The following is a 24,694-nucleotide window of genomic DNA, read 5'->3' on the forward strand; positions in this document are numbered from 1 at the left end:
GTGACGCGTCGCCCGGGTGCCGCTGGGACACGCCGATCCGCAGCCCGACGCGGATCGGTCGGCACCGGCGCGGCGGCGGAACGTTTACCAAGCCGTTACACGGGCGCTCGCCCGACGCTCCCCCGACGCGGCAGGATCGGACCACGGGCACCCGTCCGTGCCGACGAAGGAGCACCGATGGCCACGTTCACGCGCGGGTTCGGCGGTCGCCGCGACGACCGCGACGACGCCCGCATCCCGCCCGGGCAGACCCTGGTCCGCGACTGGCCCGTGCTCTCGGCCGGTGCCACCCCCGAGATCGAGCCCACCGAGTGGGCGTTCTCCATCACGACCGAGTCGGGCGTCCACCAGTGGACGTGGGACGAGGTGCACGCGCTCGGCGTCGAGGACGTGCACGTCGACATCCACTGCGTCACCCACTGGACGAAGCTCGACATGCCGTGGCGCGGCGTGCCCCTCGACCGCCTGTTCGCCGACGTCGAGACCTCGCTCGACTACTGCATGGTGCACAGCTACGGCGGCTACACGACCAACGTCCCGCTCGACGAGCTCCTCGACGGGCAGTCGTGGATCGCGTTCGAGGCCGACGGCGAACCGCTGACGCCCGAGCACGGCGGCCCGGCCCGACTGCTCGTCCCGCACCTGTACTTCTGGAAGAGCGCCAAGTGGGTGCGCGGGATCGTCATGCAGTCCGACGACGAGCCGGGGTTCTGGGAGAACGCGGGCTACAACCTGCACGGCGATCCGTGGAAGGAAGAGCGGTACTGGTGACGGTCCCGGACACCGGCCTGGAGGCACGGCTCGCCCCGGCCACGCCCGCCCGGTCCCGCAGGCGGCCGGCCTGGCACCCCGCGACGGTCGCGTCGGTCTCGACGGAGACCCCGAACGCGCGCCGACTCGTCCTCGACGTGCCGACCTGGCCGGGCAACGACCCCGGGCAGCACCTCGACCTGCGGCTCACCGCCGAGGACGGCTACCAAGCATCGCGCTCGTACTCGATCGCCTCGTCCGGCGACGGCACCTCGGTGCTGCTCGCGGTCGACCGGGTCGAGGGCGGCGAGGTCTCGCCGTTCCTCGTCGACGCGGTCGAGGTCGGTGACGCCCTCGAGGTGCACGGCCCCCTCGGCGGCTGGTTCGTGTGGCACCCCGGCGCGACGGACCGAGCGGTGCAGCTCATCGCCGGCGGATCGGGCATCGTCCCGCTCGCCGCGATCGCCGGAGCGCACGCCGACGCCGGCGACGCGGCCCCGTTCCGGTTGCTCTACGCCGTCCGGACCCCGGACGACGTCTTCTTCCGCCCCGAACTCGCCCGCGCCGAGGCGGCCGGGGTCGAGATCACCCACGTCTACAGCCGCACGGCCCCGGCGGGCTCCGCGGTGCCGGCCGGACGGCTGACGAAGGAGTCGCTCGCGGCCGCGGTCTTCCCGCCCGACGCCGGCGCCCTCGTCTACGTGTGCGGGTCGACGCCGTTCGTGGAGCAGGTCCTGCGGTGGCTCGGCGAACTCGGGCACGACACCACCGACGTGCGCGCCGAACGGTTCGGAGGCAGCTGATGACCACCCTCGACGGCAACGCCCTGGCCGGTCCGCTCACCGAGGTCCTCGGCCCGGACCCGACCCTGGCGGTCCTGCGGTGCAGCGGGTGCGGGTCGCTCGGTGTCCTCGCGGTCACCCGCGTGTACGCCACGGCGATGGGCGCGGTGGCACGCTGCCGCGACTGCGACACCGTCCTCGTCACCCTGGTCGACACCCCGGAGCGGCGCTGGGTGGGGCTGCCCGGCGCACGAGCGGTCGCCGCACCGCCGGCCTGACCGGGCTCGATGCGCACGGCGGCGGGGATCGTGCGGGATCGTTGCGGTTTCCCGCAAGGTCTCCGAAGTGACCAGTCCGATCCCCCGTCCGCTCCGGATGCTCACCCGGGGACGACGCCGGGCCACCCACCCGGCGCCCTCGAGTGGGCACGGTAGCCCGCGCGTCCGGCGGGCGCGGGTACCCGAAGCCTGCGCACGCCGGACACCCCCGCTCACGCTCTCCTGGATACGACAGAAGGCCCTGGTCTCTCGACCGGGGCCTTCTGCTTCGTTCCGAGCGGATGACGAGATTCGAACTCGCGACCCTCACCTTGGCAAGGTGATGCGCTACCACTGCGCCACATCCGCGTACGTGGACACTCTACCTGCAAGCACCCCGCGCAGCGTGATCCGTCCGGAACCGGGCGTGTCCCAGCCCGCCGGAGTTCGATCGGACCATGAGCTACGTGCACGACAACCCCGGCGGAACCGAAGCCCACGGCGTCGACCTCATCGACGGCGACGACCCCGCGGTGCGCATCCTCGTGCACGGCGACCTGCCGACGACGATCGAGCACGAGGGCCGCACCTGGCTGTCGAGCGGCGAGAGCCACGCCGACGGCGACGACCAGGCGCCCCCGATCGCGATCTACCGACCAGTGGACACACCGTGAACGCGGAGGCGGAGCGGGCCCCCGCCGACGGGCCCGTAGCCGCCTAGGGTGGACGCACCATGGCACCCACGCGGGAACACCGGCTCATCGAAGCGTTCGTCGCGCTGACCGACACGCTCGTCGACGACTACGACGTGGTCGAGGTGCTGCAGAACCTCGTCGACGGCGCGGTCGACCTCTTCGACGCATCGGCCGCCGGCATCCTGCTCGTCAACAGCGACGGCGACCTCGAGGTGCTCGCGTCGACCAGTGAACGATCCGGTCTCCTCGGGCTGCTCCAGCTCGACGCCGGCGAGGGCCCCTGCGTCGAGTGCGTCGCCACCGGCCGCCCGGTCTCCGTCCGCGACCCCGCCGAGATGACGCGCCGCTGGCCCGCCTTCGCCGAGGCCTCGGCCGCGTCCGGCTACGCGTCGGTGCACGCGATACCGATGCGGCTGCGCGACACCACGCTCGGTTCGCTCAACCTGTTCCGCGAGTCCGAGGGAACGCTCAACACGCAGGACGCCCTGGCAGCGCAGGCGCTCACGGACGTCGCGACGATCAGCATCCTGCAGCAGCGCACCCTCGAGCACGCCACCACGACGCAGCGCCAGCTCCAGCGCGCGCTCGACAGCCGCGTCGTCATCGAGCAGGCGAAGGGGTTCGTGTCGCACACGCACCACATCAGCACGGACGAGGCGTTCGGCCTGCTGCGGCGCTACGCCCGCGGCCACCAGATGCTGCTCGCCGACCTCGCGCGCGCTGTCATCGAACGACGGGTCACCATTCCCTGAACGGTGCCTCGATCGGCACAGCCGTGCGCGCGTAGCGTGACCAGCACGGAACCCCGGACCTCGGTATCCGCAACGACGCGTGCGACGCCCGGAACGGTGCCGCACCCCTGCTCGAACCGGGAGTGCACCATGAGCGACGACACCGTCGTGCCGACGGGATTCCAGAGGACCGTCCCGCGGTCCGGCCGCTCCGACACGACCTCCACCTACTCCGCCCTGCTCGTGCAGGTCCGGGGCGCCGGGCTCCTCCGGCCCCGCACCGGCTGGTACTGGGGACTCGTCGGGGCACTCACCGCCCTGCTGGCGGTCACCGTGGGTGCGTTCGCCGTGCTCGGCGGCTCGTGGTGGCAACTCGTCGTGGCCGGCATGCTCGGCCTCCTGTTCACCCAGTTCGCGTTCCTCTCGCACGAGGCGGCGCACCGCCAGGTGTTCGCATCGCACCACTGGAACGACCGAGCGGCACGGTACGTCGGCACGTTCCTCACCGGGGTGAGCTACGCCTGGTGGACGAACAAGCACACCCGGCACCACGCCAACCCGAACACGGTCGGCAAGGACCCGGACATCTCGTTCGACGCCATCTCGTTCCGCCCCGAGGACGCCGCACGCCGTACCGGGTTCCTGCACGTGCTGGTCCGTGTGCAGGGGTACGCGTTCTTCCCGATGCTGCTGGTCGAGGGCGCGAACCTGCACTGGCAGTCGATCCGCACCTACACGAGCCGCGGCCCCGTCAAGCACCGATGGGCCGAGGGATCGGTCTTCTTCGGCCGGTTCGCCCTCTACCTCGGCGCGGTGTTCTGGCTCCTGCCGCTGGGGCTGGCGTTCGCGTTCCTCGGCGTGCAGCTCGCGGTGTTCGGCTTCTGCATGGGCATCGCCTTCGCCCCGAACCACAAGGGCATGCCGATCATCGAGCCCGGACAGCGCGTCGACTTCTTCTCCCGCCAGGTGCTGACGTCCCGCGACATCAGCGGTGGACGGTGGGTCGAGTTCTTCATGGGCGGCCTGAACCACCAGGTCGAACACCACCTGTTCCCGAGCATGGCCCGGCCGAACCTCCGTGCCGCCCGGGTCATCGTGCGCCGGTACTGCGACGAGCAGGGCGTGCCGTACACCGAGACCACGCTCGTGCGCTCCTACGCGATCGTGGTGCGCTACCTCAACGAGGTCGGGCTCGCCGCGAGCGATCCGTTCGCGTGCCCGATGGTCGAGCGATTCCGCTGACCCGCTGCGGGAGGGCTGCGGGGGTGGGCCGGCCCGTCGGCCGTGCGCCGCGCCTCCAGGCGGTCGCCACCACGGCGGCCTGGAGGCGCGGCTCGCCACCGCGACCACGCTGCGGACCGCGCGTGCTCACCAAGCCGCGACGCACCCAGCCGGAGCGGACTACCGTCTGCGACAGGTGACCCGAGCCCCCGGCCGCCGGAACGATTCTCTCGTCCGAAGCCGACCGGAAGTACCCATGACGTCCCTCCCCCGAACCGGACCGTCCCTCACCGAACAGGTGCGGTGGGTCGAGGTCGACCCGTGGACCTGGCAGGCGGTCTCCGGTGTCGAGGTGATGGGCAGTGTGACGCTCGAGTCCCGGTACGTGGTCCGCTTCGGTGACGGGGACCTGGCCGGCGTGCACACGAGTCTCGAGAGTGCGAAGTCGCAGCTCGACGCGTGGATCCGGTGGGAGATCGAGCAGGCCCGCGGGTACTGAGGGTCGTCGGCTCCGACGGGCAATCCGCTGACGGCGGCTCTTCCGCTGTCCGCCCTCTCGCTGTCCGCCCTTCCGCTGTCCGCCCGGACGGAGGACGATGGGGGCGATGACGGGACCGCGTGGTCTCGTGCGAGGAGTGTGCACCGTGATCGACACCCGGAACGCCTTCAGCGGGTTCTCCGTCCGCGACGTCCCCGAAGCCCGCCGCTTCTACGAGGAGGTGCTCGGCTTCGAGACCTCCGAGGACCACGGCATGCTCCTGCTGCACGTCGGTGACGGGCACCCGGTCCTGGTCTACCCGAAGGGCGACGCCCACGAACCCGCGTCCTTCACCGTGCTGAACCTGCCGGTGTCGGACATCGAGGCCGAGGTCGACGAGCTCGCCGGCCGCGGTGTCGTGTTCGAGCACTACGAGGGCATGACCGACGAACGGGGCATCAACCGGCGGGGCGGCCCGCTGATCGCCTGGTTCCGGGACCCGTCCGGCAACGTGCTGAGCGTCCTCAGCGAGCCCGAGGACGCCGGGACGTCGCCGGAGTAGCGCGCGTTCGGGCGTGCGGGCGTGCGGGCGTTCGTGCGGGCGTCGGTCCTGGCTCGGGCGCCCATCCGGTCCCCGGGCCGGGCGCCTGTCCAGGCGCTCGTCCGGGCCGCTGTCATGGTCAGCGTGTGCGGGTGGTGCGTTCCGTGCGGTCGCCGAGTCGGCGACGGCGGACGATCACGGTGAGGGCGACGCCCGCAGCGAGCAGCGCACCGGCGATCCCGAGCGGCAGCGCGGGGTCGGATCCCGTGTAGGCGAGCTCGCCGCCGGCGTTCCGGTCGTCACCGCTGGCGGCGACGGCGGTCGGCACCCCGTTGCCCGCGGGTGTCGTGGCCGGAGCGACCGGTGCAGCCGAAGCGGTCGGAGTCGGGGTGGCGACCGGGGCCGCCGGCCGCACCGTGATCGTCACGCTCGTGGTGGTGTCCGGCGTGACCCCGTTCGTCGCGGTGATCGTCACCGTCGAGGAACCGGGCGTGGTGGGGGTCCCCGAGATGACGCCGGTGGTCCCGTTCAGCACGAGGCCGGCCGGCAGCCCGGTGGCCGTGAAGGTCGGCGACGGCGTGCCGCTCGCGGTGACCGTGAACGAGTACGGCTGCCCGGCGGTCGCGGGGGTCGGTGCCCCCGAGGTGATCGTCGGGGCGGGCGACTCGGACGGCGTCCCCGCGGCGGGGCAGCCGGACGAGGCGGTGATGGTGTTCGTGTCGAGCGTGACGGCGCCCGTCCGGGCCAGCAGCCGACCGACGACCGTGGCACCCGTGGTGGCGGTCACCGATCGCTGCGCCAGGACCGTGCCCTGGAACCGGGCACCCGTGCCGATCGTGGCGGAGCTGCCCACCTGCCAGAACACGTTGCACGAGCTCGCGCCACCGGTGATCGTGATGCGGGTCCCGGAGCCGATCGTCAGCGTCGACGCGGCCTGGAACACCCACACCGAGTCAGCGGTGCCGGCGAGGGTCAGCGCGCCGGTGTTCGCCAGCGACAGTGCGCCGCCCGAGTACACGCCCGGGGTCAGCGACAGGCCGTTCAGCTGGCTGAGGCCGGAGCGGGTCGGGGTGAGGGACGCGGCCACGTCGTAGGCCGTGGTCGTGTCGCGCTGGGCCTGCGCCGCGGCGGCGTCGGTCTGGTGCACGACGCCGTTCACCACGCCGGGCGACGGCGCGCCGAATCCGGTGATCGCGGTGCCGGGTGAGACCCCGACGTCACCGTTCACCACCGACGGACCGGTGTTCGTGACCGCGCTCGCGCCGAGGACGCCGTAGGTCGCCGCGGTGCCGAGCCCCACGGGACCGTCGATCACCGTCGCGGCCGAGGCCCCCGACGTCGAGAGCAGGACGAGCGACGCGGCGAGGCCGAGCCCGGCACATCCCGTCATCACGGAGCGGAGGAACGGGGACGTTGCCATGGCGGCACCTGTCTGAGCGGGAGAGGCACGATGTCCGCGTCGACGACGCTGACATGATCTCCGGTCTTCGCAGTATGCGCCCTCGGCGTCCGTTCCACCGGTCCTGCCCGGAAGTCACCCCGCTTCGGGGGGTACCGGGAGCACCGTTGTGCGCATGACCGTCTTGCTCTTCCCGATGTGGCGCTCGAACGTGAAGCCCGCCCGCTCGAACATGGCCCGCGTGCCGTTGTGCAGGAACGACGACGACGTCCGCTTGCCCGGGGTCAGCTCGTTCGGGAACGAGACCACCTCGCCACCGCCCGCCCGGCCGATGAGGTCGAGTGCGCCGTCGAGTGCCTCGTACGCGACCCCGGAGCGCCGGTGGTCACGGTCGACGAAGAAGCAGGTGATCCGCCACGGCGCCGGACGGGACTCCCCCGCGTCGTACTGCTTGCGGTGGTAGATGTTCGGGAGCTCGACGGGACTGCCGTACTGGCACCAGGCGATCGCGTCGTCGCCGTCGAACACGAGTGCGGCGTGCGCGACACCCTCGCCGATCAGGCGCTCCTTGAACGTCGGACCGTCGTGCTCGCGCTTCACGGTGTCGGCGGTGTCACCGTGGAAGTACGAACACCAGCAGCCACCCCACACGCCGTTGTGCTTCGCGGCGAGGGCTTGCCACGCGGGGAACGTCTCCGGTGTCAGGGGCTTGATCACGTGCGAGGTCACCATGCGCGGTCATCCTGCCACCGGCGCCGCCCGATGTCACTGCCCCGCGACGTCCACGGTCGTGGCGCGCGGCGCGGCTCGGGTGGCCCGCGCACAACGAAAGCCCGTCCGAGCCGCGCGATCACGTGGTTCGGACGAGCTTTCGTTGTGCGATGTGCGGGGCGCGGGAGTGCCGCGCGATCCGGAGTCGCGCCGCTCGGCGTGCCTGGCCGCGAACGACGAAGGCCCCCGACCGGACCTGGTGGTCCTGCCGGGGGCTTTCCGTGGTGGGCGATACTGGGATCGAACCAGTGACCTCTTCCGTGTCAGGGAAGCGCGCTACCGCTGCGCCAATCGCCCAGGTCCCCGTCTGGACCGGAGTCCGTGCAGGGGCTTGGAGGGTGGAACTGGAGGTGGGGACGGGATTCGAACCCGCGTGGACGGCTTTGCAGGCCGCTGCCTAGCCTCTCGGCCACCCCACCATCGAGGTTCACGTCTCCGTGAGTACCCGAACGGTGGGATACCCTCTGGTGAGTCGCGGGACTCCGAGGAGCCCCACACTCGAGCGGATGACGAGATTCGAACTCGCGACCCTCACCTTGGCAAGGTGATGCGCTACCACTGCGCCACATCCGCAAGACGTGACCACAGTCACGTCCGTCTGCCCCCGCTCTCGCGGCGACGTCGTAAACTCTATACGAACCCGCGCCGTTCCGCCAAAATCGTTCCCGTTCACCGGGCGTGTCCCCCGTGTTCATGCGGATCGAGCCACCGTGATGCGCGTCAGTCGGGGCATCGGGCGGTCTCGCCACACCCGGGAGGCGCGCCGTGTTCGATCCACCTCGCCACATCCGCTACTATCGATCCGCACGCAAGTGCTTGGGGCGATTGGCGCAGTTGGTAGCGCGCTTCGTTCACACCGAAGAGGTCATCAGTTCGAGTCTGGTATCGCCCACCCTTCACCGAGAGCCCGACGCAGCAGCGTCGGGCTCTCGTCATGTGTGTCGCAGGACACGAACACGAAGCAGCCGACCCGACCGGACGAAGGGGCCCATGACCGACGTCGACCTCGAGTTCGCACGGGTCCGAGCGGTCCTCGACCGTCCGACCCTGCGGCTGATGTCCCGCCCCACGAGCGCCACCGTCCTCGCGGTCTTCCGCACGGTGTTCGACCGCGACGTGCAGTACGTCCCCGCCGACCGGATGCACCTGCAGGTCGAGGAGCACGTCGCACGCCTGCAGGCCACGGGCGCACGCGTGCCCGCGAGCGAGCACGCCCAGAACGAACAGCCCAGGCAGCCCGGTCAGCCCGGCGAGCCGGACGCCCGACCCAACGGCCGTGCCCTCTGCCGCGAGTGGGTGGCCGCGCAGTGGCTCGTCCGCTCGAACTCCCCCGACGGCGACGAGCAGTACTCCCTGACGAGCCACGCGCTCGAGGCGCTGTCCCTCGTCGACGCCCTCTCCTCTGACCGTGCGCTCATCAGCGAGAGCCGGCTGGCGATGATCGTCGACGCCGTGCACCGGTGGGCAGCCCGCGCCGAGCCCGACCCCGACGTGCAGATCCGGCGCATCGACGCCCAGATCGCCGAGCTCCAGGCCGAGCGGGAGCGCCTCGAACAGGGCGACGTGGACACCGTGGACGACGCCCGGATGCGCGACGGCTACACGAACATCTCCGACCTCATCCGGCAGCTCCCGAGCGACTTCAAGCGCGTCGAGGAGGCGGTGGCGACGATGCACCGCTCCATCGTCGAGGACTTCCGCCAAGAGGTGCGCCCGATCGGCGAGATCCTCGACGACTACCTCGCCCGAACCGACAACCTGATGGAGGCGACGCCCGAGGGTCGTGCCTTCGAGGGTGCGTTCGAGCTGCTCCGCGACGACGCCCTGCTCCTGCGGCTCCGGGACGACATCGCCACGATCCTCGCCCACCCGTTCGCCGACTCCCTCGGGTCTGCCGAACGCCGGGCGTTCCGGAACACGGTGAGCATCCTCCGCCAGGGCATCGAGGACGTCCTCGCCCAGCGGCGGCAGCTCACGGCGACGCTCCGCGACCAGATCGTGGCACACGACGTCGTCCGCGACCGCGAGCTCGACGCCGTCATCCGGTCGATCAACCGCGGGCTGGCGACGTGGATGGACGAGGGGTCCGCGCGCGACCGGCTCCCGCTCGGCCTGCTGCCCGCGACGGCCGAGGTCGGCACCCTCCGCGAGCGCTTCTACGACCCCGACGCGGAGTCCGTGCCGCCGCCCATCGAGGAGCCGGACGACGACGTCTTCGAGGACCTCGACGTCGACACCCTCCGCCGCCACGGTGGGCCGCTCCTCACCGAGCTCCGCGCCGCCCTCCGCTTCGCCGAGACGGACACGAGCGTCGACGCCTTCCACGGCCTGCCGCCCGAGCAGCGCCGTCCGGTCGAGCTCTTCGGCCTGGCACACCTCCTCACGGGGCACGAGGACTTCGAGGCCGCCGCGACCGTCGCCCTGCACCACACGGTCCGGCCCGACGGCAGCGCGGTCGCCTTCCGGATGCCGACCGCCGTGCTCGGTGACGAGCGCCGAGCGGCCACCCCCGACACGAACGACGACCACAACGGACAGGAGGCACGGTGAGCGACACGACGCCGGCACCGGTGGACGAGACCGTCCCCTTCGAGGACCCCACGACCGTCCTGCAGGACGACGACCGTGACGAGACGAGCTTCGCCCTCTTCGAGGGCGACGAGGGCCGCCTCGACGACCGGCAGCGCCGTGCCCTCGTGGCGCTCCTCCGCAACTCGTACGTGAGCGCCCGCACGCACGCCGACGAGTGGCGGGCGGTGCTCGACGCGGAGTACCAACTGCGCTCGCGCCTCAACGACCTGTTCCTCGAACTCCACGTCGACCGTGACCGCGAGGTCGCCTGGAAGCGCCAGGCCCGATCGGAGAGCCAGCGCCGTGGGTTCCCGACGCTGCTCCGCGACGTGCCGTACACGCGCGAGGAGACGATCGTCCTCGTCTACCTGCGGATGCGCCTGCGTGCGGACACCCGTCCGGGTCCGGACCAGGTCGTCGTCGACCGCTCCGAGATCCTCGGGCACGTCGCCGGGTTCCGCCCCGCGACCGCCACGGACCGCACGCGCGACGAGGGCCGTGTGGCCAAGGCGATCGAGCGTCTCGTCACCGCACGCATCCTGCTGAAGACGACCGACCCGGACCGCTTCCGGGTGGCGAGCGTCGTCGAGGTGCTGCTCCCCCTCGAGCGGCTGCTCGAACTCGACACGTGGCTGCGGACGAACGCCTCGCGACCGGACGCGACGACCGACGACGCGACCACCGACGACGCGACCGCGGACGACGAGCCGACCACGGACGACGAGCCGACCACGGACGAGGACGCGACCACCCCGGGCGGTGCGCCGATCGACGGGGACGACCCGCGCCTCCAGGCCGACGAGACCGACACCGACGACGAAGGCGAGACGGACGCATGACCGACACCGTGACCGACGCCTACGGCATGGCCGCGCTCTTCGACACCGTCGCGCAGTGGCGGGCCGAGTCGATGCAGGTCGTGAACTGGGGTGGCTTCCACGGCCACCGCCAGGTCGAGCTCTCCGGCACCGCGACCCTGATCTCGGGCGCGTCCGGCACCGGCAAGTCGACGCTCATGGACGCCTACCTGGCCGTGATGATGCCGTCCGACGTGCCCTTCAACGGCGCCTCGAACGACGCGACCACCGGGCGTGCGCGGAGCGCCGACCAGCGGAACCTGCTGACCTACCTGCGCGGCAAGGTGGACACGCGGCGCGACCCGGAGTCCGGCGCGCTGCGCGACGTGAACCTGCGCGGCGACGACCAGACGACGTGGGGCGCCGCGGCGGTGACGTTCCGGAACGACGACGAGCGCCGCTTCACGGTGCTGCGGGCGTACATCGTGCCGAAGCGTGCGCGGGGCGTCGGCGACATCCAGATGACGATGGCGACGGTCGACGACACGTTCGACCTGCGACGGCTCGAGGAGTTCGTGCCGTCCCGCTTCCACCACCTCGAGCTCACCGGCCGCGTGCCCGGGCTCGTCATCCGCGACACCTACCAGGAGCTCGCGTACACGCTGCAGACGCGGCTCGGCATCGGCGACTCCGGGGGCGGGAACCGGGCGATGCGCCTGCTCGCTCGCATCCAGGCCGGGCAGCACCTGCCGACGGTCGACGCGCTCTACAAGTCGCTCGTGCTCGAGACCCCCGGCACGTACGAGGCAGCCGACCGCGCCCTCGCGCACTTCTCCGCGCTCGACGAGGCGTACGAGGCGATGGACACCGAGGAGCGCAAGGTCCGCATCCTCTCGCCCATCGTCGAGCTGCACGACGAGATCGCCCGCGCCACGGCGGCCGCCGAAGCCCTGGACGGCATCGCGACCGGCGCCGAGGTGTCGCCGTTCGCGCACTGGACGGCGTCGCGGAAGCGGGCCCTGCTCGACGCCGAGGTCGACCGCAACGGACGGGAGCGCACGGCCTCACGCGCCGAGGTCGCCGCTGCCGAAGCCCGGCACGCCGCCGTCGAGGTCGAGCTGCGTGACGCCGAGGCACGCCTCCGCGACCAGGGCGGCAACGCGCTCGGCCAGCTCGAGGACCGGATCGAGCGGCTGACCCGGGAGCGCGACGCCGTCGTCCGCACCCGCACCGTCTTCGAGGAGCGCACCGCGGTCCTCGGGTCGCCCGTGTCCTCGGAGCAGTCGTTCACCGCGCTCCAGCGCACCGCACACGAGTTCCTCGGGACGTACGCTGCTTCGCGTTCCGACCTGGACGACCGCCGCGACGCCCTCACGCGTGAGGAGTACCCGCTCCTCGACCGCGAACGCTCCCTGCGCCAGGAACGGCAGTCGCTCGAGCACCGGCAGGGCGCCATGCCGCTGCCCATGCACGAGGCCCGGCTGCAGATGGCCCGCGCCGCCGGCATCGACCCGGACTCGCTGCCGTTCGTCGCGGAGCTCCTCGACGTCCTGCCCGGTGAGGAGCGCTGGCGCACCGCGATCGAGTCCGTCCTCGCGCCCGTCGCCCGGACGCTGCTCGTCGACCAGGACCGCCTCGCCGCCTTCAGCGAGGCGATCGACGCGCTCCGGCTGCCGGTCCGCATCCAGTTCGAGGGGGTGCCGACCGGACCGCACATAGACCTCGACGGCGACCCGTCGATGGTGTCCGGCAAGCTCGCGATCAAGTCGTCGCCGTTCAGCACCTGGGTGCGGGAACGGATCGAGTCCGACCGCACCGACGCCCGCTGCGTCTCGTCTGCGGACGAACTCGGTCGCGGCGGCCGGCGTGTGACCGAGTCCGGCCAGCTCCGCGACGGCCGACGTGGTGCGCACGGCGACCGCCGGCAGGCCAACGTCATCGGCTTCACGAACGAAGCCCGCGTGGCCTCGGTCGAGCAGGAGCTGGCGTCGATCGCGCAGGACCTCGCCACGCTCGAGGCCCGACGCACCGACGTCGCGCAGGACCTCGCGGCGCTCGACACCCTCCGCGCCGCGCACCAGCACGTGGTGGACGCCACGTGGCAGGCGATCGACGTCGACGGCCTGGAGTCCTCGCTCGCCCGCCTCGACCAGGAACGGCACGCGCTGCTCGCCGCCGACGACGGCCTCCGCACGCTGCGCGAGTCCGTCGCCCGGCTCCGGAAGGCGCTCGACGAGGCAGCGGACCGCCGCTCGGGTGCACGGCTCACCGTCGCGCGCCTCGACGACCGCCACGCCGTCCTGGTCGACGGTCAGGACGCCGCGGCCGAGATCCTCTCGCGCTTCGACGACACCCCGGAGTCGCTTCCGGACGCTGCGCAGGAGCGGCTGCTCGCCGAGACGTTCGAGGAGGTCGGCGCCCCGGACGGCATCGACGGCTTCGACGACGCCACGCGACGGCTCCGGCGACGCCTCGAGGAACGGCTCTCGCAGGCGCTCGACGGTGCCGCGTCGGCCTCGACCGCGCTCACGCTGACGTTCCAGCGCTACCAGGACGCCTGGCCCGACCCGAACCTCGGCACCGGGGTCGCCTCGTACCCGGACTACCACGCGATCCTCGACCAGATCGTCGCCACCGGCCTGCACGCCCGCCGCAGCGAGTGGCGTCGCCGGCTGTCGCAGTGGAGCGGCGAGGACCTCGTCCCGCTCGCCGGGGCGTTCGACCGTGCCGTCGTCGAGATCGAGGAACGCCTCGAACCCGTCAACGAGATCCTCCGCGAACTGCCCTTCGGCGCGAACCGCGACCGGCTGAAGATCCAGATCCGCCGCGTCACGCGTGAGGACGTCACGCAGTTCCGCCGGGAGCTCCGCGCCCTGTCCGCCTCGGTCGAGACCGAACTGACCGACGACGTGCTCGAGACCCGGTTCCGCCGGCTCCGGCGCTTCATGGCCGTCATCCGCCCGGACGCCGACGCGACCCGTGGGCGGACCACACAGCGCGACGCCGTGCTCGACGTCCGCCGGCACATGGAGATCACCGCCGTCCGGTACGACACCGACGGCAACGACCTCGGCGTGTACTCGTCCCTCGGCGACAAGTCCGGTGGCGAGACGCAGGAGCTCGTGGCGTTCATCGTCGGCGCGGCGCTCCGCTACCAGCTCGGCGACGAGACCCGTCCGCGGCCCCGGTTCGCGCCGGTGTTCCTCGACGAGGCGTTCATCAAGGCGGACTCGGAGTTCGCGGGTCGTGCGGTCACGGCGTGGCTCCGGCTCGGGTTCCAGCTCGTGGTGAGTGCGCCGCTCGACAAGGTCACGGCGCTCGAACCGTCGATGGAGCGGCTGCTGTCGATGCGGAAACACCCGGACACCGGCCACTCGTCGATCACCGAGATCGCGCGCGCCTGACGCCGCGGGCGTGCGCTGGCGCCCGCCGGCCGGGCCCTATTCGTCACGCTCGGCGCCCGCCGGCGGCGCGTTGCGCCCGCTCGGCGTGCCGCACGCGGCGCGTCCCGCCCCTTCGGCGCCGCGCGACGCCGCGTCGCGCCGCGCGGGCCGCCGAGATCGCACTTCGTGGTGGAGCGGCCGGGGGCTGCCGCGCGAAAGTGCGATCTCGACGCGCGTCCTGCCCGCGCGGGCACGTCCCGCCCCCTCGGCGCCGCATCTGCGGGCCTGGAGGCGCGGTGCCAGCCCGCCCCGCGCCTCCCGGCCGGTGGCGTCCCCGGTTCGACCCCCGCGCCCGAGCGAGCACTATTCGTCACGCTCGACACTCCGAAGCGGCGCGTTGCGCCCGCTCCTCGTACCGCGCGCGGCGCGTCCCGCCCGCGCGGCGGCGCGCGGGCCGCGCGCGGGACCGCCGAGATCGCAATCCGTCACGGAACGGCCCGGGAGTGCGCCGCGAAAGTGCGATCTCGCGAGACTCGAGCTGCGCACGCGGGCGCGCACGCTACGGTGAGGGCGTGTTCGGACGCCGCCGCTCCCCCAGCCCCCAGCCCGACGACCGCCCCGGCCTCGGCATCGGTGCGCTCGTGCGGGTCGTCGAGACGGACCGCGGCGGCGAACGCTGGGCGGGCGATCCGATCGGCGTCATCGTCGCGCCGGGCGGCAACCAGCTCGTGGGCTACCCGGGCGTCGGCGAGCCCCTGTCGTGGACGGTCGCCTTCGAGGAACCCGTGTACACGAAGGACGGCCGCGGCCCCTTCGAGCGCGCGACCGTCCTGAGTCGTCAGTTGGTGCCGGTCGAGCCGGCAGGGGCCGAGTAGCGGCCTAGTACTCTTCCGAGCCGCTCTTCATCATCGCGGCGACGGCCATGCACATGCCGACGCCCCCGAGCACGCCGATGCCGATGATGATGCCTGCGATGAGTTCGAGCATTGGTGACTCCTTGGTGACGGGGCCGGTGTGGCTGTCCTCAGGTTACCGGATGCCGCGCATGAGCTTCAGCACCGGCTTGACCAGGACGAGCAGGACGACGCCGACCGCCACGGCGACGAGCCCGAGGATCGTGAAGTACGGCGCCTCGTCGGCCGGGTCGTAGTACCGCGACAGGACGCCGGTCACCGCGGTGCCGAGCGACACCGACAGGAAGAACAGCGCGACCATCTGCGTCTGGAACTTCGGCGGCGCCAGCTTCGTCGCGACCGACTGCCCCACGGGCGAGAGCAGGAGCTCCGCGATCGTGAAGACGAGCAGGATGCCGACGAGGGCGAGGAGCGGCGTGCCGTTCTCGCCGCTGTTCACGAACGGCAGGAACAGCAGGAACGCGACGCCCATGATGCCGGTGCCGAAGGCGAACTTCGTCGGGGTGGAGGGCTGGCGCGGGCCGAGCTTCGTCCAGATGGCGGCGAAGACCCCGGAGAGCACGATGATGAACACGGGGTTGATCGACTGGACCCACGAGACCGGCATGTCCCAGCCGAACAGCGACCGGTTGAGCCGCTCGTCGGAGTAGACGGTGACGACGGTGAACTGCTGCTGGTAGAGCGACCAGAACACGGCGCTGCCGATGAAGAGCGGGATGAACGCGAGGACCCGCGAGCGTTCCTGCGCGGTGATGCCGCTCGTCAGGATCACCACGAAGTAGCCGATGGTCGCCAGGATCACGATCGAGACCACCACGGTCGGCAGGTTCCCGACGTTGAGCAGCCCGGTCAGCACGGCGACGAGGATGACGACGAGCGCCACGACGACGAGCACGCCGATGAGCGGGAGCCGGCGACGGTCGACGGGGTTGGCGACGTGGCGCACCGACTCGGGGAGCTTCCGACGGCGGATCGCGTACTGCACGAGACCGGCGGCCATGCCGACCGCGGCCAGGCCGAAGCCGTAGTGGAAGCCGAGCGACGTCTGGAGCAGTCCGGTGAGCAGCGGCCCGAAGAACGCCCCGAGGTTCACGCCGAGGTAGTAGAGCGAGAAGCCGGCGTCGCGGCGCGGGTCATCGCGGCTGTAGAGGCCGCCGACGATGGTGGTCGCGGTGGCCTTCAGCCCGCCGGAGCCGAGCGCGATGAGCACCAGGCCGACGCCGACCCCGGCGACGCCGGGGATGAGCGCGAGGGCGATGTGGCCGAGCATGACGACGATCGCGCTGCCGAACAGGGTGCGGTCGGCACCGATCAGCCGGTCGGCGATCCACGCGCCGATGATCGTGAAGAGGTACACGGCGCCGCCGTACGCGCCCATGATGCCGCTGGCGATGCCCTTGTCGATCCCCAGGCCGCCCTGGGAGACCGTGTAGTACATGTAGATGAGGACGATGCCCTGCATCCCGTAGAACGAGAACCGCTCCCAGAGCTCGACCGCGAACGGTGTGGACAGTTCGAACGGCTGCCCGAAGAAGGTTCGCTTGCGTTCCGGTGGTGCGGTGGTGCCTGACATGCCCGACAGTCTGCCCCTCGGGCCAGACCCGTGCCCAATCGTCGAATCTCTCTCACGAATCGCCAGCGCGCGTCTTTGGAGGGTTCCCACCACCGGTCGGCGTGCGAGAGCACGGCGGCTTGTGCGGGCCGGACCGCGTTCGGGCGGCTCGCAGCGCCGTCGGTAGCGTGGCTTCTGCAACACCGGACACCGCAGTTCAGGAAGGCTCCGCCCATGGTCGACACCGCACCCGTCCACAGCACGAACACGCCGAAGGCCGACGCCGCCGGCGACCCCGCCGCAGGCACGCCGACGGGTGGGACGGACACCGACGTCCGGATCGACGTCGACCTGCTCGCCGAGCTGCTGCTCGGACGCTGGGCCGAGGACCGCCGGATCTCGCGCCGGCTCGCGCTCGACCCGGCACTGCACAAGATCGAGGGCCAGCCCGTCCCCGAGCACCGTGCCCGCACGCTCGACCAGCTGCGGGTCCTCGTCGACGCCGGCGCGATCCAGCGCCCGTACCCGGCGGAGTTCGGCGGCCAGAGCAACCACGGCGGCAACCTCGCCGCGTTCGAGGAGCTCGTCACCGCCGACCCCTCGATGCAGATCAAGGCCGGCGTGCAGTGGGGCCTGTTCGGCTCGGCCGTGCACCACCTCGGCACCGAGCGGAACCACCGCGAGTTCCTGCCCGGCATCGTCTCGTTCGACGTCCCCGGCTGCTTCGCGATGACGGAGACCGGGCACGGCTCGGACGTCCAGAGCATCGCCACCACGGCGACGTACGACCCGACGACCGAGGAGTTCGTCGTGCACACGCCGTTCCGCGGTGCGTGGAAGGACTACATCGGCAACGCGGCGCTGCACGGCCGGGCCGCCGTCGTGTTCGCGAAGCTCGTGACCGACGGCGTCGACCACGGCGTCCACGCGTTCTACGTCCCGCTGCGCGACGACGCGGGCGCGTTCCTGCCCGGCGTCGGCGGCGAGGACGACGGCGTCAAGGGCGGCCTCAACGGCATCGACAACGGTCGGCTCTGGTTCGACCACGTCCGGGTCCCCCGCACGAACCTGCTGAACCGCTACGGCGACGTCGCCGAGGACGGCACGTACTCGTCCCCGATCGCCTCGCCCGGTCGCCGGTTCTTCACCATGCTCGGCACCCTCGTGCAGGGCCGCGTGTCCCTCGACGGCGCCGCGGTGGTGGCGCAGAAGATCGGGCTGCAGATCGCGCTCACGTACGCCGCGCAGCGCCGCCAGTTCCCCACCGGCGACGGCACCGAGGGCGTCCTGCTCGACTACGGCCGGCACCAGCGCCGACTGATCCCCCGGCTCGCCACCGTGTTCGCGCAGTCGTTCGCGCACGAGAAGCTCCTCCGCACGTTCGACGACGTGTTCAGCGGTCGCGAGGACACCCCGCAGCGCCGCGAGGACCTCGAGACCCAGGCGGCGGCGTTCAAGTCGATGTCGACCTGGTCGGCCCTCGACACCCTGCAGGAGGCCCGTGAGGCCTGCGGCGGCGCCGGCTTCCTCGCCGAGAACCGGCTCACCGGCCTCCGAGCGGACCTCGACGTCTACGTGACCTTCGAGGGCGACAACACCGTGCTGCTGCAGCTCGTCGGCAAGCGGCTCCTCACCGACTTCCGCGCGAAGGCGCCGAAGGACCCGGCGTCCACCGCGAAGTTCGTCGCGGCACAGGCCGCCTCGAAGCTCGCCGATGCCACCGGACTCCGCCGGATCGGGCAGACGGTCGCCGACCGCGGTTCGCTCGCGGCCTCGGTGACCGACCTGCAGGACGCCCGGACGCAGCGGGACCTGCTCGCCGGCCGTGTCGACACGATGGTCACCGAGATCGGGATGCGTCTCGCCTCCGCCGGCAAGGACCGCGCGCGCGGAGCACTCCTGCTCAACCGTTCCCAGCACGAGCTCATCGAGGCCGCGAAGGCGCACGCCGAGCTCATGCAGTGGGACGCCTTCACCGAGGCGATCGACGAGGTCCCCGAGGGCGACACCCGCCGCGTGCTGGTCTGGCTGCGCGACCTGTTCGCACTCGGTCTGCTCGAGCAGCACCTCGACTGGTACCTGCTGCACGGCCGCATCACCGCGCAGCGCGCGCGTGCGGTGTCGGCCTACATCGACCGGCTCGTCGCCCGGGTGCGCCCGGTCATCCCGCAGCTGCTCGACTCGTTCGGCTACGAGCCCGGGCACGTCCGCGCGCCGATCGCGCTCGGCGACGAGCAGGCGCGGCAGGACGAGGCACGGGCGTGGTTCGCCGCCGAGGCAGCCGCCGGACGCCTCCCGGAGCAGGAGAAGAAGCCCCGCCCCTGAGCGGTCGTGCGGGGCGGCTCGGTCCTGCGGGGCGGCTCAGTCCTGCGGGGCGACCCCGTCGGCCCCGTCGGCCCCGGGCGAACCGAGCGCCTTGCGCAACCGCGCCTCGGCGTCGTCGTCCGCAGCCGTCGCGGACGCCGACGCGTTCGCCTCGGTGACGGCCCGCACGACCTCTTCGCGCTGGATCTTCACCCCGCGCGGTGCGTCGATGCCGATGCGGACGCCGTCCCCGCGGCTGTCGAGCACCGTGATGACGATGTCGTCACCGACGAGGATCCGCTCGCCGACCTTCCGCGTGAGTACCAGCACCCGTTCAGCCTAGCGACAGGACGGGCACCCCCAGCAGGTGGACCGACTCCGGCGTGGCGGTCTCCCCCGCCCCGATGGCCACGACCCCGGCCACGCCGGCCCGTCCGGCGACCGCGGACAGCATCGCCGCGGAGTCCGACGGCTTCCGCCCGACGTCCACGACGACCCACACCTGGTCCGGTGCGAGGCCCGCGACGGTGGCCGCGTCGTCCCACGCCGAGACCGCCAGGAGCGCGTACCCGTCGCGCACCCCCTCGGCGCGGGCGAGGATCCCGCTCCGCCGGTCGGCTGCGTCGGTGGGTCGGAGCGCGTACCGCGTCGCGAAGATCCCCGCGGCCGCGTCGACGTCGTTGGGGCGGCCGACCAGCAGCACGAGGTCGCCGTCGGCGGACCGCACCGACGGTGCGGACGCGACGGGGGCGGTCGGAGCCGCCACGCGTGGGTCCGGGCGCTCGTCGCGGAGGCGATCCGCGCCTCCAGGCAGGATGGCGTCCTGGAGGCGCGACACGGCATCCGCGGGCCGTCCCGCCTCGGCGACCGGTCCGGTCGGGCGCGGGGCGCTCCCCGTGATCCCGTCCGCCACGAAGCCGTCGAGCACCGACGCGAACGCGTCGGCGCGCGTCGTCGCGGTGCCGTCGCCGCCGGCGATGCGCGCCTCGGCCTCCTCGGCGTCGGCGAGGAGCGCCGCGATGCCGACGCGCTTGACGACGCCGTCCGCGATGGCGACCCGCGCGGTCGGGACCTCGTCGGGTGCGGGGACCTCGACGGTCGCCTCGACGTGCGCCTTGCGGAACAGGCCGCCGATGCCCGGCGTGGTGACGCGCTCGGCGGCGACGATGCGGGCACCCGCGCCGAACTCGGCCCGGACGGCGTCGCGGACCTCGTCGAGCGTGGCGCCGTTACGCTGCAATCGGGTCGGCGGCACGGACCACTCCCACGGTCTCGATGGTGGAGCCCGCGGCGGTGGCCTCCTGGTAGGAGAGCACCGGCAGGCCGTTGGACTGCGCGGAGACCATGCGGTGCACGGCCGGGCGGAGCTGGGGGGCGCACACCAGGACGGCGGAGATCCCCTGGTCCTCGACGGCGCGGACGGCGTCGCGGAGGGAGCCGAGGACCTGTTCGATGCGGTGCGCGTCGAGCACGATCTGGGTGCCCTGCTCGGACGGTCGGAGGCCCTCGAGCATCGACTGCTCGAGCAGGGGGTCGATCATGATGACCCGGAGCGTGCCGGCGTCGAGGTACCGGGCGGGCAGCGCAGGGCCGAGCGAGGCGCGGGCGGCCTCGACGAGTCCCTCGGGGTCGGTCGACACCTTCGCGCGGAGCGTGAGCGCCTCGCAGATCCGACCGAGGTCGTTGATCGGGACCCGCTCGGCGAGGAGCCCCTGCAGGACACGCTGGAGCTCGGCGAGGGACAGCATGCCGGGGATCAGCTCCTCGACTGCCGCGGGGTTGACCTGCTTGACGCCCTCGGTGAGGACCTTGACGTCCTCGCGGGTGAGGAGCCGCGCGGCGTTGTCGCCGATGATCGCCTGCAGGTGCGTGACGAGCACGGAGACACGGTCGATGACGGTGGCGCCGGTCATCTCGGCGGCGTGCCGGAGCTCGGCGGGCACCCACTTGCCGGCGAGGCCGAACACCGGTTCGACGGTCGTCTCCCCCGGCAGTCCCTCGAGGTGGTCGCCGAGTGCGAGGACGCTGCGCGACGGGGCGGTGCCGCGGCCGGCCTCGACGCCGGCGATCCGGATGGCGTAGGTCGACGGCGGGAGCTCGATGCTGTCGCGGGTGCGGACGGGCGGCACGACGACGCCCATGTCGATCGCGATCTTCCGGCGGAGTGCGCGCACGCGGCCGAGCAGGTCGTCGGAGGACCCCGACACCATGTCGACGAGGTCCGGAGCGAGCAGGATCTCGAGGGCGTGCACCCGCATCTGCTCGATGAGGTCCTCGGGGGTGTCCGCGGTCGGCGCGGCGGCGGCCAGCGCCTCCTGCTCGGCGGTCGCGGCTGCGGCACGGGTCGCGTTCTGGCCGATGCGCCAGCCGGTGAACAGCAGCGTGGCGCCGACCAGCAGGAACGGCAGGATCGGCATGCCCGGGATGAAGCCCATCGCGATCGCGGCCACTCCGGCGATCATCAGCGCGTTCTTGGACTGCCCGAGCTGGTTCGCGGCCGACGAGCCCATCTCGGACTCGGCGCCCGACCGGGTCACGATCATGCCCGTGGACACCGCCATCAGGAGCGCCGGGATCTGGGTGACGAGGCCGTCGCCGATCGTCAGGATGCCGTACTTCGACAGGGCGTCGGTGACGCTCAGCCCGTTCTGGAGCATGCCGATCGCGATGCCGCCGACCAGGTTGATGACGATGATGAGGATGCCGGCGATCGCGTCGCCCTTGACGAACTTCGACGCACCGTCCATCGCGCCGTAGAAGTCGGCCTCGGCGGACACCGACGCACGGCGTTCCTTCGCCTGCTCGTCGGTGATGAGGCCGGCGTTGAGGTCCGCGTCGATGGCCATCTGCTTGCCGGGCATCGCGTCGAGGGTGAAGCGGGCCCCGACCTCGGCGACGCGCTCGGCGCCCTTCGTCACGACGACGAACTGGATGACGATGAGGATGAGGAAGATGACCGCGCCGATGATGATCGAGCCGGAGACCGCGACGTGCCCGAACGCCTGGATGACGTCGCCGGCGAAGCCCTCGCCGAGGACGAGCCGGGTCGACGCGACGTTGAGCCCGAGCCGGAACAGGGTCGCGACGAGGAGCAGTGACGGGAACACCGAGAAGTCGAGTGGCTTCTTCACGAACAGCGTCGTGAGGAGGATCACGAGCGCCAGCAGGATGTTGCAGATGATCAGGAAGTCGAGCAGGAACGACGGCACCGGCAGGATCAGCAGCAGGATGATGCCGACGATGAAGACCGGGACGGCGAGCTTCGGCAGGTCCTTGCGGTTCATGCGGGGACTCCCTGGGTCGGTGCGGACGGTGTCGGTGCGGACGCGGTGGGCGGTGCGGGTTCGGTGCGTTGCGTGCGGAGTTTGCGGGGACGGAGGTCCCCGCTGAGCGTGGCCGGGTCGATGACCGCGGCGACCTCGTCGGGCGTGGTCGGCCGCGGCGGTGCGTGCGTGCCGGCCGCCGCTCCCCGCGCCTTGAGCGCCATCACGAACGACAGCACCCGGGCCACGGGCGTGTAGAGGTCGACGGGCACCTCCTGCCCGAGCTCGCACGTCGCGTGCAGCGCCCGGGTGAGCGGGACGTCGCGGACGATCGGCACGCGCTCCTGTTCGGCGCGGTCGCGGATCATGCTCGCGACCGGCCCGGCGCCCTTCGCGACGACCCGCGGCGCGGACTTGCCCGGCTCGTACTTGAGCGCGACGGCGTAGTGCGTCGGGTTGGTCATCACGACGTCGGCCGTGCCGATGGCCTGCACCATGCGGTTCCGGCTCATCGCGAGCTGGCGGGACCGGCGCTGGGACTTCACGAGCGGGTCGCCCTCGCTGTGCTTGTTCTCGTCCTTGACCTCGCGCTTGGTCATCATGGTGCGCTTCCGGTTCCGGCGGATGACGACGAGCACGTCGAGCGCGGCGAGGACGAGCCCGGCGGCGATCGCGGCGCGCATCAGGGTGCCGGTGCCCGCCGCGGCGGCGTCGAGCACGGCGGAGAGCGGCAGCGACCCGCTCGTCATGAGGACCGGCACGAGCGCCTGCACCGCGAACCAGAGCACGAGGCCGACGACCACGGTCTTGAGCAGGGCCTTGAGGCCGTTCCAGAGCGCCTGGGTACCGAAGACGCGCTTCAGGCCGGCGATCGGGTCGAAGTGGTCCGGCTGCGGCGCCATCTTCCGGAAGTGCACCCCGCCCTGCGCCACCGCCGCCGCGACGACCGCGACCAGGACGACGCCGAGCATCGGGCCGAGCGTGGCGCCGATCGACCCGAGGGCATCGTGGAAGACCTCGTTCATCGTGCCGATCGTGGGGTCGGCGATGACGCGCTGCACGGCCCGGAGCTGGTCGGACCCGGCGGCGGCGGCGTTGCCCACCGCGGCGGGCATCATCACGGCCGCTGCGGCGATGCCGATCCACGCGCCGAGGTCCTGCGAACGCCCGATCTGGCCCTTCTGGTGGACCTCGCGCATCCGTTTCTGGGTGGCCTGTTCGGACCGTTCTCCGCTGTCGGACACCGGGTCACCCCCGTCCCGTGATCGCGGCCACCGCGTCGCCGGTCAGCGACGACACGACGGACGGCAGGGCCATGAAGAGCGCGCCGGCGAAGACGACGGTCAGGCCGATCTTGATCGGGAATCCCATCTGGAAGGCGTTGAGGGCCGGTGCGACGCGGGTGAGCAGGCCGAGGCCGACGTCGGCGAGGAAGAGCACGACGACGAGCGGTCCGGCGATCTGCAGGGTGGCGAGGAACATCTGCGACAGCGCGGTGACGAGGAGCGACGCCATGCCGCCGAGCTCGAACGTGCCGGTGAGCGGCACCGCGTCGAACGACCGGACGAGTCCGCCGACGATGAGCTGGTAGCCGCCCGAGGCGAACAGCAGCGCGAGCGACGCCATCTGGAACAGCCGGGTGAACTGCGCGCCGTTCACCTGCGACTGCGGGTCGAACGCCTGCGCCAGGGTGAAGCCGCCGAACAGGTCGATGAGGGCACCGGCGGACTGCACGGCCGCGAAGACCAGGAACACCAGGAAGCCGAGGGCGAGCCCGACGACGAGCTGTGTGACGAGGGCGAGCAGGAACGGCCCGGTGTCGAGCGAGTGGTAGCCGTCGGCGACCTTCGGGGCGACGCCGATCGCCAGGCCGATGCCGAGGATCACCTTCACGGTGCCGGGGAACGCACGGTACGAGAACGGCGGCGCGATGACGAAGAACGCGACGAGCCGGACGCCGGCGAGCATCGTCGCCTCGAGGCGGTCGCCGTTGATCACGAGGTCCATCAGCCGGCCCCGAGCAGCTTCGGGATCATGTCGAAGGCGACGTGGGTGAACGCGACCATCTCCGAGATCATCCAGTTGCCGCAGACGACCAGCGCGATCGCGACGGCGACGGCCTTCGGCACGAACGAGAGCGTGACCTCCTGGATCTGCGTGACCGACTGGAACAGCGAGATCGCGAAGCCCACGACGAGCGAGGTGACGAGGACGGGGGCCGCGAGCTTCGCCGACACGAGGAGCGCCTGCAGCACGAGGTCGATGACGGCCTGCTGGTTCATGCG

The 24,694-nt window shown here is 72.0% G+C and carries 22 protein-coding genes and 5 tRNA genes; 14 read left to right on the forward strand and 13 right to left on the reverse strand.

Going from position 1 to position 24,694, the window contains the following annotated elements; all coding sequences use genetic code 11:
- The first annotated feature begins 177 nt into the window (after positions 1 to 177).
- Genes EDF64_RS13715 through EDF64_RS13725 form a run of 3 tightly spaced genes read left to right on the forward strand, consistent with a single transcriptional unit; the run spans position 178 to position 1,810 of the window.
- A complete protein-coding gene (locus EDF64_RS13715; RefSeq protein WP_133520542.1) occupies positions 178 to 771 on the forward strand; it encodes a molybdopterin-dependent oxidoreductase in 594 nt (197 codons plus the stop codon).
- Positions 768 to 1,553, forward strand: coding sequence for an FAD-binding oxidoreductase (locus tag EDF64_RS13720; protein ID WP_133520543.1), 786 nt, complete (start codon positions 768 to 770; stop codon positions 1,551 to 1,553). The genes EDF64_RS13715 and EDF64_RS13720 overlap by 4 nt, the downstream gene beginning before the upstream one ends.
- Positions 1,553 to 1,810, forward strand: coding sequence for a DUF6510 family protein (locus EDF64_RS13725; protein ID WP_133520544.1), 258 nt, complete (start codon positions 1,553 to 1,555; stop codon positions 1,808 to 1,810). Before EDF64_RS13720 ends, EDF64_RS13725 begins: the two co-directional genes overlap by 1 nt.
- Before the next feature lie 276 nt (positions 1,811 to 2,086).
- Here the strand turns inward: EDF64_RS13725 and EDF64_RS13730 are convergent.
- Positions 2,087 to 2,158: transfer RNA gene (locus EDF64_RS13730), tRNA-Gly, on the reverse strand.
- A gap of 89 nt (positions 2,159 to 2,247) precedes the next feature.
- On the opposite strand from EDF64_RS13730, the gene EDF64_RS13735 reads away from it, so the two are divergent.
- The 5 genes from EDF64_RS13735 (at position 2,248) to EDF64_RS13755 (ending at position 5,476) form a co-directional block, all read left to right on the forward strand.
- Positions 2,248 to 2,463: a hypothetical protein gene (locus tag EDF64_RS13735; RefSeq protein ID WP_133520545.1), complete on the forward strand. Its 216-nt coding sequence runs from the start codon at positions 2,248 to 2,250 to the stop codon at positions 2,461 to 2,463.
- A 59-nt stretch (positions 2,464 to 2,522) separates the two neighbouring features.
- The gene (locus tag EDF64_RS13740) at positions 2,523 to 3,236 is read left to right on the forward strand and encodes a GAF and ANTAR domain-containing protein (RefSeq protein WP_133520546.1); all 714 of its coding nucleotides are present in this window, start codon (positions 2,523 to 2,525) and stop codon (positions 3,234 to 3,236) included.
- A gap of 129 nt (positions 3,237 to 3,365) precedes the next feature.
- Positions 3,366 to 4,457, forward strand: coding sequence for a fatty acid desaturase family protein (locus EDF64_RS13745; RefSeq protein ID WP_133520547.1), 1,092 nt, complete (start codon positions 3,366 to 3,368; stop codon positions 4,455 to 4,457).
- 235 nt (positions 4,458 to 4,692) lie between these two features.
- The gene (locus EDF64_RS13750; protein WP_133520548.1) at positions 4,693 to 4,935 is read left to right on the forward strand and encodes a hypothetical protein; all 243 of its coding nucleotides are present in this window, start codon (positions 4,693 to 4,695) and stop codon (positions 4,933 to 4,935) included.
- A 145-nt stretch (positions 4,936 to 5,080) separates the two neighbouring features.
- The gene (locus EDF64_RS13755) at positions 5,081 to 5,476 is read left to right on the forward strand and encodes a VOC family protein (RefSeq protein ID WP_243736394.1); all 396 of its coding nucleotides are present in this window, start codon (positions 5,081 to 5,083) and stop codon (positions 5,474 to 5,476) included.
- Between the two features lie 118 nt (positions 5,477 to 5,594).
- Here EDF64_RS13755 and EDF64_RS13760 read toward each other — a convergent pair whose 3' ends face one another.
- From EDF64_RS13760 to EDF64_RS13780, 5 genes are all read right to left on the reverse strand, one after another.
- The gene (locus EDF64_RS13760; protein WP_133520550.1) at positions 5,595 to 6,875 is read right to left on the reverse strand and encodes an ice-binding family protein; all 1,281 of its coding nucleotides are present in this window, start codon (positions 6,873 to 6,875) and stop codon (positions 5,595 to 5,597) included.
- Between the two features lie 114 nt (positions 6,876 to 6,989).
- Positions 6,990 to 7,586, reverse strand: coding sequence for a GNAT family N-acetyltransferase (locus tag EDF64_RS13765; protein WP_133520551.1), 597 nt, complete (start codon positions 7,584 to 7,586; stop codon positions 6,990 to 6,992).
- A gap of 261 nt (positions 7,587 to 7,847) precedes the next feature.
- Positions 7,848 to 7,922, reverse strand: a tRNA-Val gene (locus EDF64_RS13770).
- 48 nt (positions 7,923 to 7,970) lie between these two features.
- Positions 7,971 to 8,044 (reverse strand) — tRNA-Cys (locus EDF64_RS13775).
- A gap of 82 nt (positions 8,045 to 8,126) precedes the next feature.
- Positions 8,127 to 8,198, reverse strand: a tRNA-Gly gene (locus EDF64_RS13780).
- Between the two features lie 246 nt (positions 8,199 to 8,444).
- Here EDF64_RS13780 and EDF64_RS13785 point away from each other — a divergent pair.
- The 5 genes from EDF64_RS13785 to EDF64_RS13805 all read left to right on the forward strand — a co-directional run bounded on the left by EDF64_RS13785 (position 8,445) and on the right by EDF64_RS13805 (position 15,251).
- Positions 8,445 to 8,517: transfer RNA gene (locus EDF64_RS13785), tRNA-Val, on the forward strand.
- Between the two features lie 98 nt (positions 8,518 to 8,615).
- The gene (locus tag EDF64_RS13790) at positions 8,616 to 10,175 is read left to right on the forward strand and encodes a DUF3375 domain-containing protein (protein ID WP_133520552.1); all 1,560 of its coding nucleotides are present in this window, start codon (positions 8,616 to 8,618) and stop codon (positions 10,173 to 10,175) included.
- On the forward strand, positions 10,172 to 11,035 hold the full coding sequence (locus EDF64_RS13795; protein ID WP_133520553.1) for a DUF4194 domain-containing protein: 864 nt from the start codon (positions 10,172 to 10,174) through the stop codon (positions 11,033 to 11,035). The genes EDF64_RS13790 and EDF64_RS13795 overlap by 4 nt, the downstream gene beginning before the upstream one ends.
- Positions 11,032 to 14,397 carry an ATP-binding protein gene (locus tag EDF64_RS13800; RefSeq protein ID WP_133520554.1) on the forward strand — a complete coding sequence of 1,122 codons (3,366 nt, stop codon included), beginning with the start codon at positions 11,032 to 11,034 and terminating at the stop codon, positions 14,395 to 14,397. The genes EDF64_RS13795 and EDF64_RS13800 overlap by 4 nt, the downstream gene beginning before the upstream one ends.
- A gap of 551 nt (positions 14,398 to 14,948) precedes the next feature.
- On the forward strand, positions 14,949 to 15,251 hold the full coding sequence (locus tag EDF64_RS13805; RefSeq protein WP_133520555.1) for a hypothetical protein: 303 nt from the start codon (positions 14,949 to 14,951) through the stop codon (positions 15,249 to 15,251).
- Positions 15,252 to 15,405: 154 nt separating this feature from the next.
- On the opposite strand, the gene EDF64_RS13810 is transcribed toward EDF64_RS13805, so the two are convergent.
- Complete coding sequence (locus EDF64_RS13810) at positions 15,406 to 16,863, reverse strand: peptide MFS transporter (RefSeq protein ID WP_133520556.1); 1,458 nt, start codon at positions 16,861 to 16,863, stop codon at positions 15,406 to 15,408.
- Between the two features lie 213 nt (positions 16,864 to 17,076).
- Here EDF64_RS13810 and EDF64_RS13815 point away from each other — a divergent pair, with 213 nt between their 5' ends.
- Positions 17,077 to 19,167: an acyl-CoA dehydrogenase gene (locus EDF64_RS13815; RefSeq protein WP_243736395.1), complete on the forward strand. Its 2,091-nt coding sequence runs from the start codon at positions 17,077 to 17,079 to the stop codon at positions 19,165 to 19,167.
- 36 nt (positions 19,168 to 19,203) lie between these two features.
- On the opposite strand, the gene csrA is transcribed toward EDF64_RS13815, so the two are convergent.
- Genes csrA through fliQ form a run of 6 tightly spaced genes read right to left on the reverse strand, consistent with a single transcriptional unit; the run spans position 19,204 to position 24,691 of the window.
- Positions 19,204 to 19,476: a carbon storage regulator CsrA gene (gene csrA, locus EDF64_RS13820; protein ID WP_133520557.1), complete on the reverse strand. Its 273-nt coding sequence runs from the start codon at positions 19,474 to 19,476 to the stop codon at positions 19,204 to 19,206.
- A gap of 4 nt (positions 19,477 to 19,480) precedes the next feature.
- Complete coding sequence (locus EDF64_RS13825; RefSeq protein ID WP_133520558.1) at positions 19,481 to 20,401, reverse strand: hypothetical protein; 921 nt, start codon at positions 20,399 to 20,401, stop codon at positions 19,481 to 19,483.
- The gene (locus tag EDF64_RS13830) at positions 20,376 to 22,430 is read right to left on the reverse strand and encodes a flagellar biosynthesis protein FlhA (RefSeq protein ID WP_133520559.1); all 2,055 of its coding nucleotides are present in this window, start codon (positions 22,428 to 22,430) and stop codon (positions 20,376 to 20,378) included. Before EDF64_RS13830 ends, EDF64_RS13825 begins: the two co-directional genes overlap by 26 nt.
- Positions 22,427 to 23,653, reverse strand: a complete 1,227-nt coding sequence (locus tag EDF64_RS13835) for an EscU/YscU/HrcU family type III secretion system export apparatus switch protein (protein ID WP_133520560.1) — start codon at positions 23,651 to 23,653, stop codon at positions 22,427 to 22,429. Before EDF64_RS13835 ends, EDF64_RS13830 begins: the two co-directional genes overlap by 4 nt.
- A 4-nt stretch (positions 23,654 to 23,657) precedes the next feature.
- Entirely contained in the window at positions 23,658 to 24,416 is a 759-nt protein-coding gene (locus EDF64_RS13840) for a flagellar biosynthetic protein FliR (RefSeq protein WP_133520561.1), read from the reverse strand.
- The gene (gene fliQ / locus EDF64_RS13845) at positions 24,416 to 24,691 is read right to left on the reverse strand and encodes a flagellar biosynthesis protein FliQ (protein ID WP_071291453.1); all 276 of its coding nucleotides are present in this window, start codon (positions 24,689 to 24,691) and stop codon (positions 24,416 to 24,418) included. The genes EDF64_RS13840 and fliQ overlap by 1 nt, the downstream gene beginning before the upstream one ends.
- Positions 24,692 to 24,694: the final 3 nt, after the last annotated feature.

This window comes from Curtobacterium flaccumfaciens, assembly GCF_004361695.1.
GTDB classification, from domain to species: Bacteria; Actinomycetota; Actinomycetes; order Actinomycetales; family Microbacteriaceae; genus Curtobacterium; species Curtobacterium flaccumfaciens_B.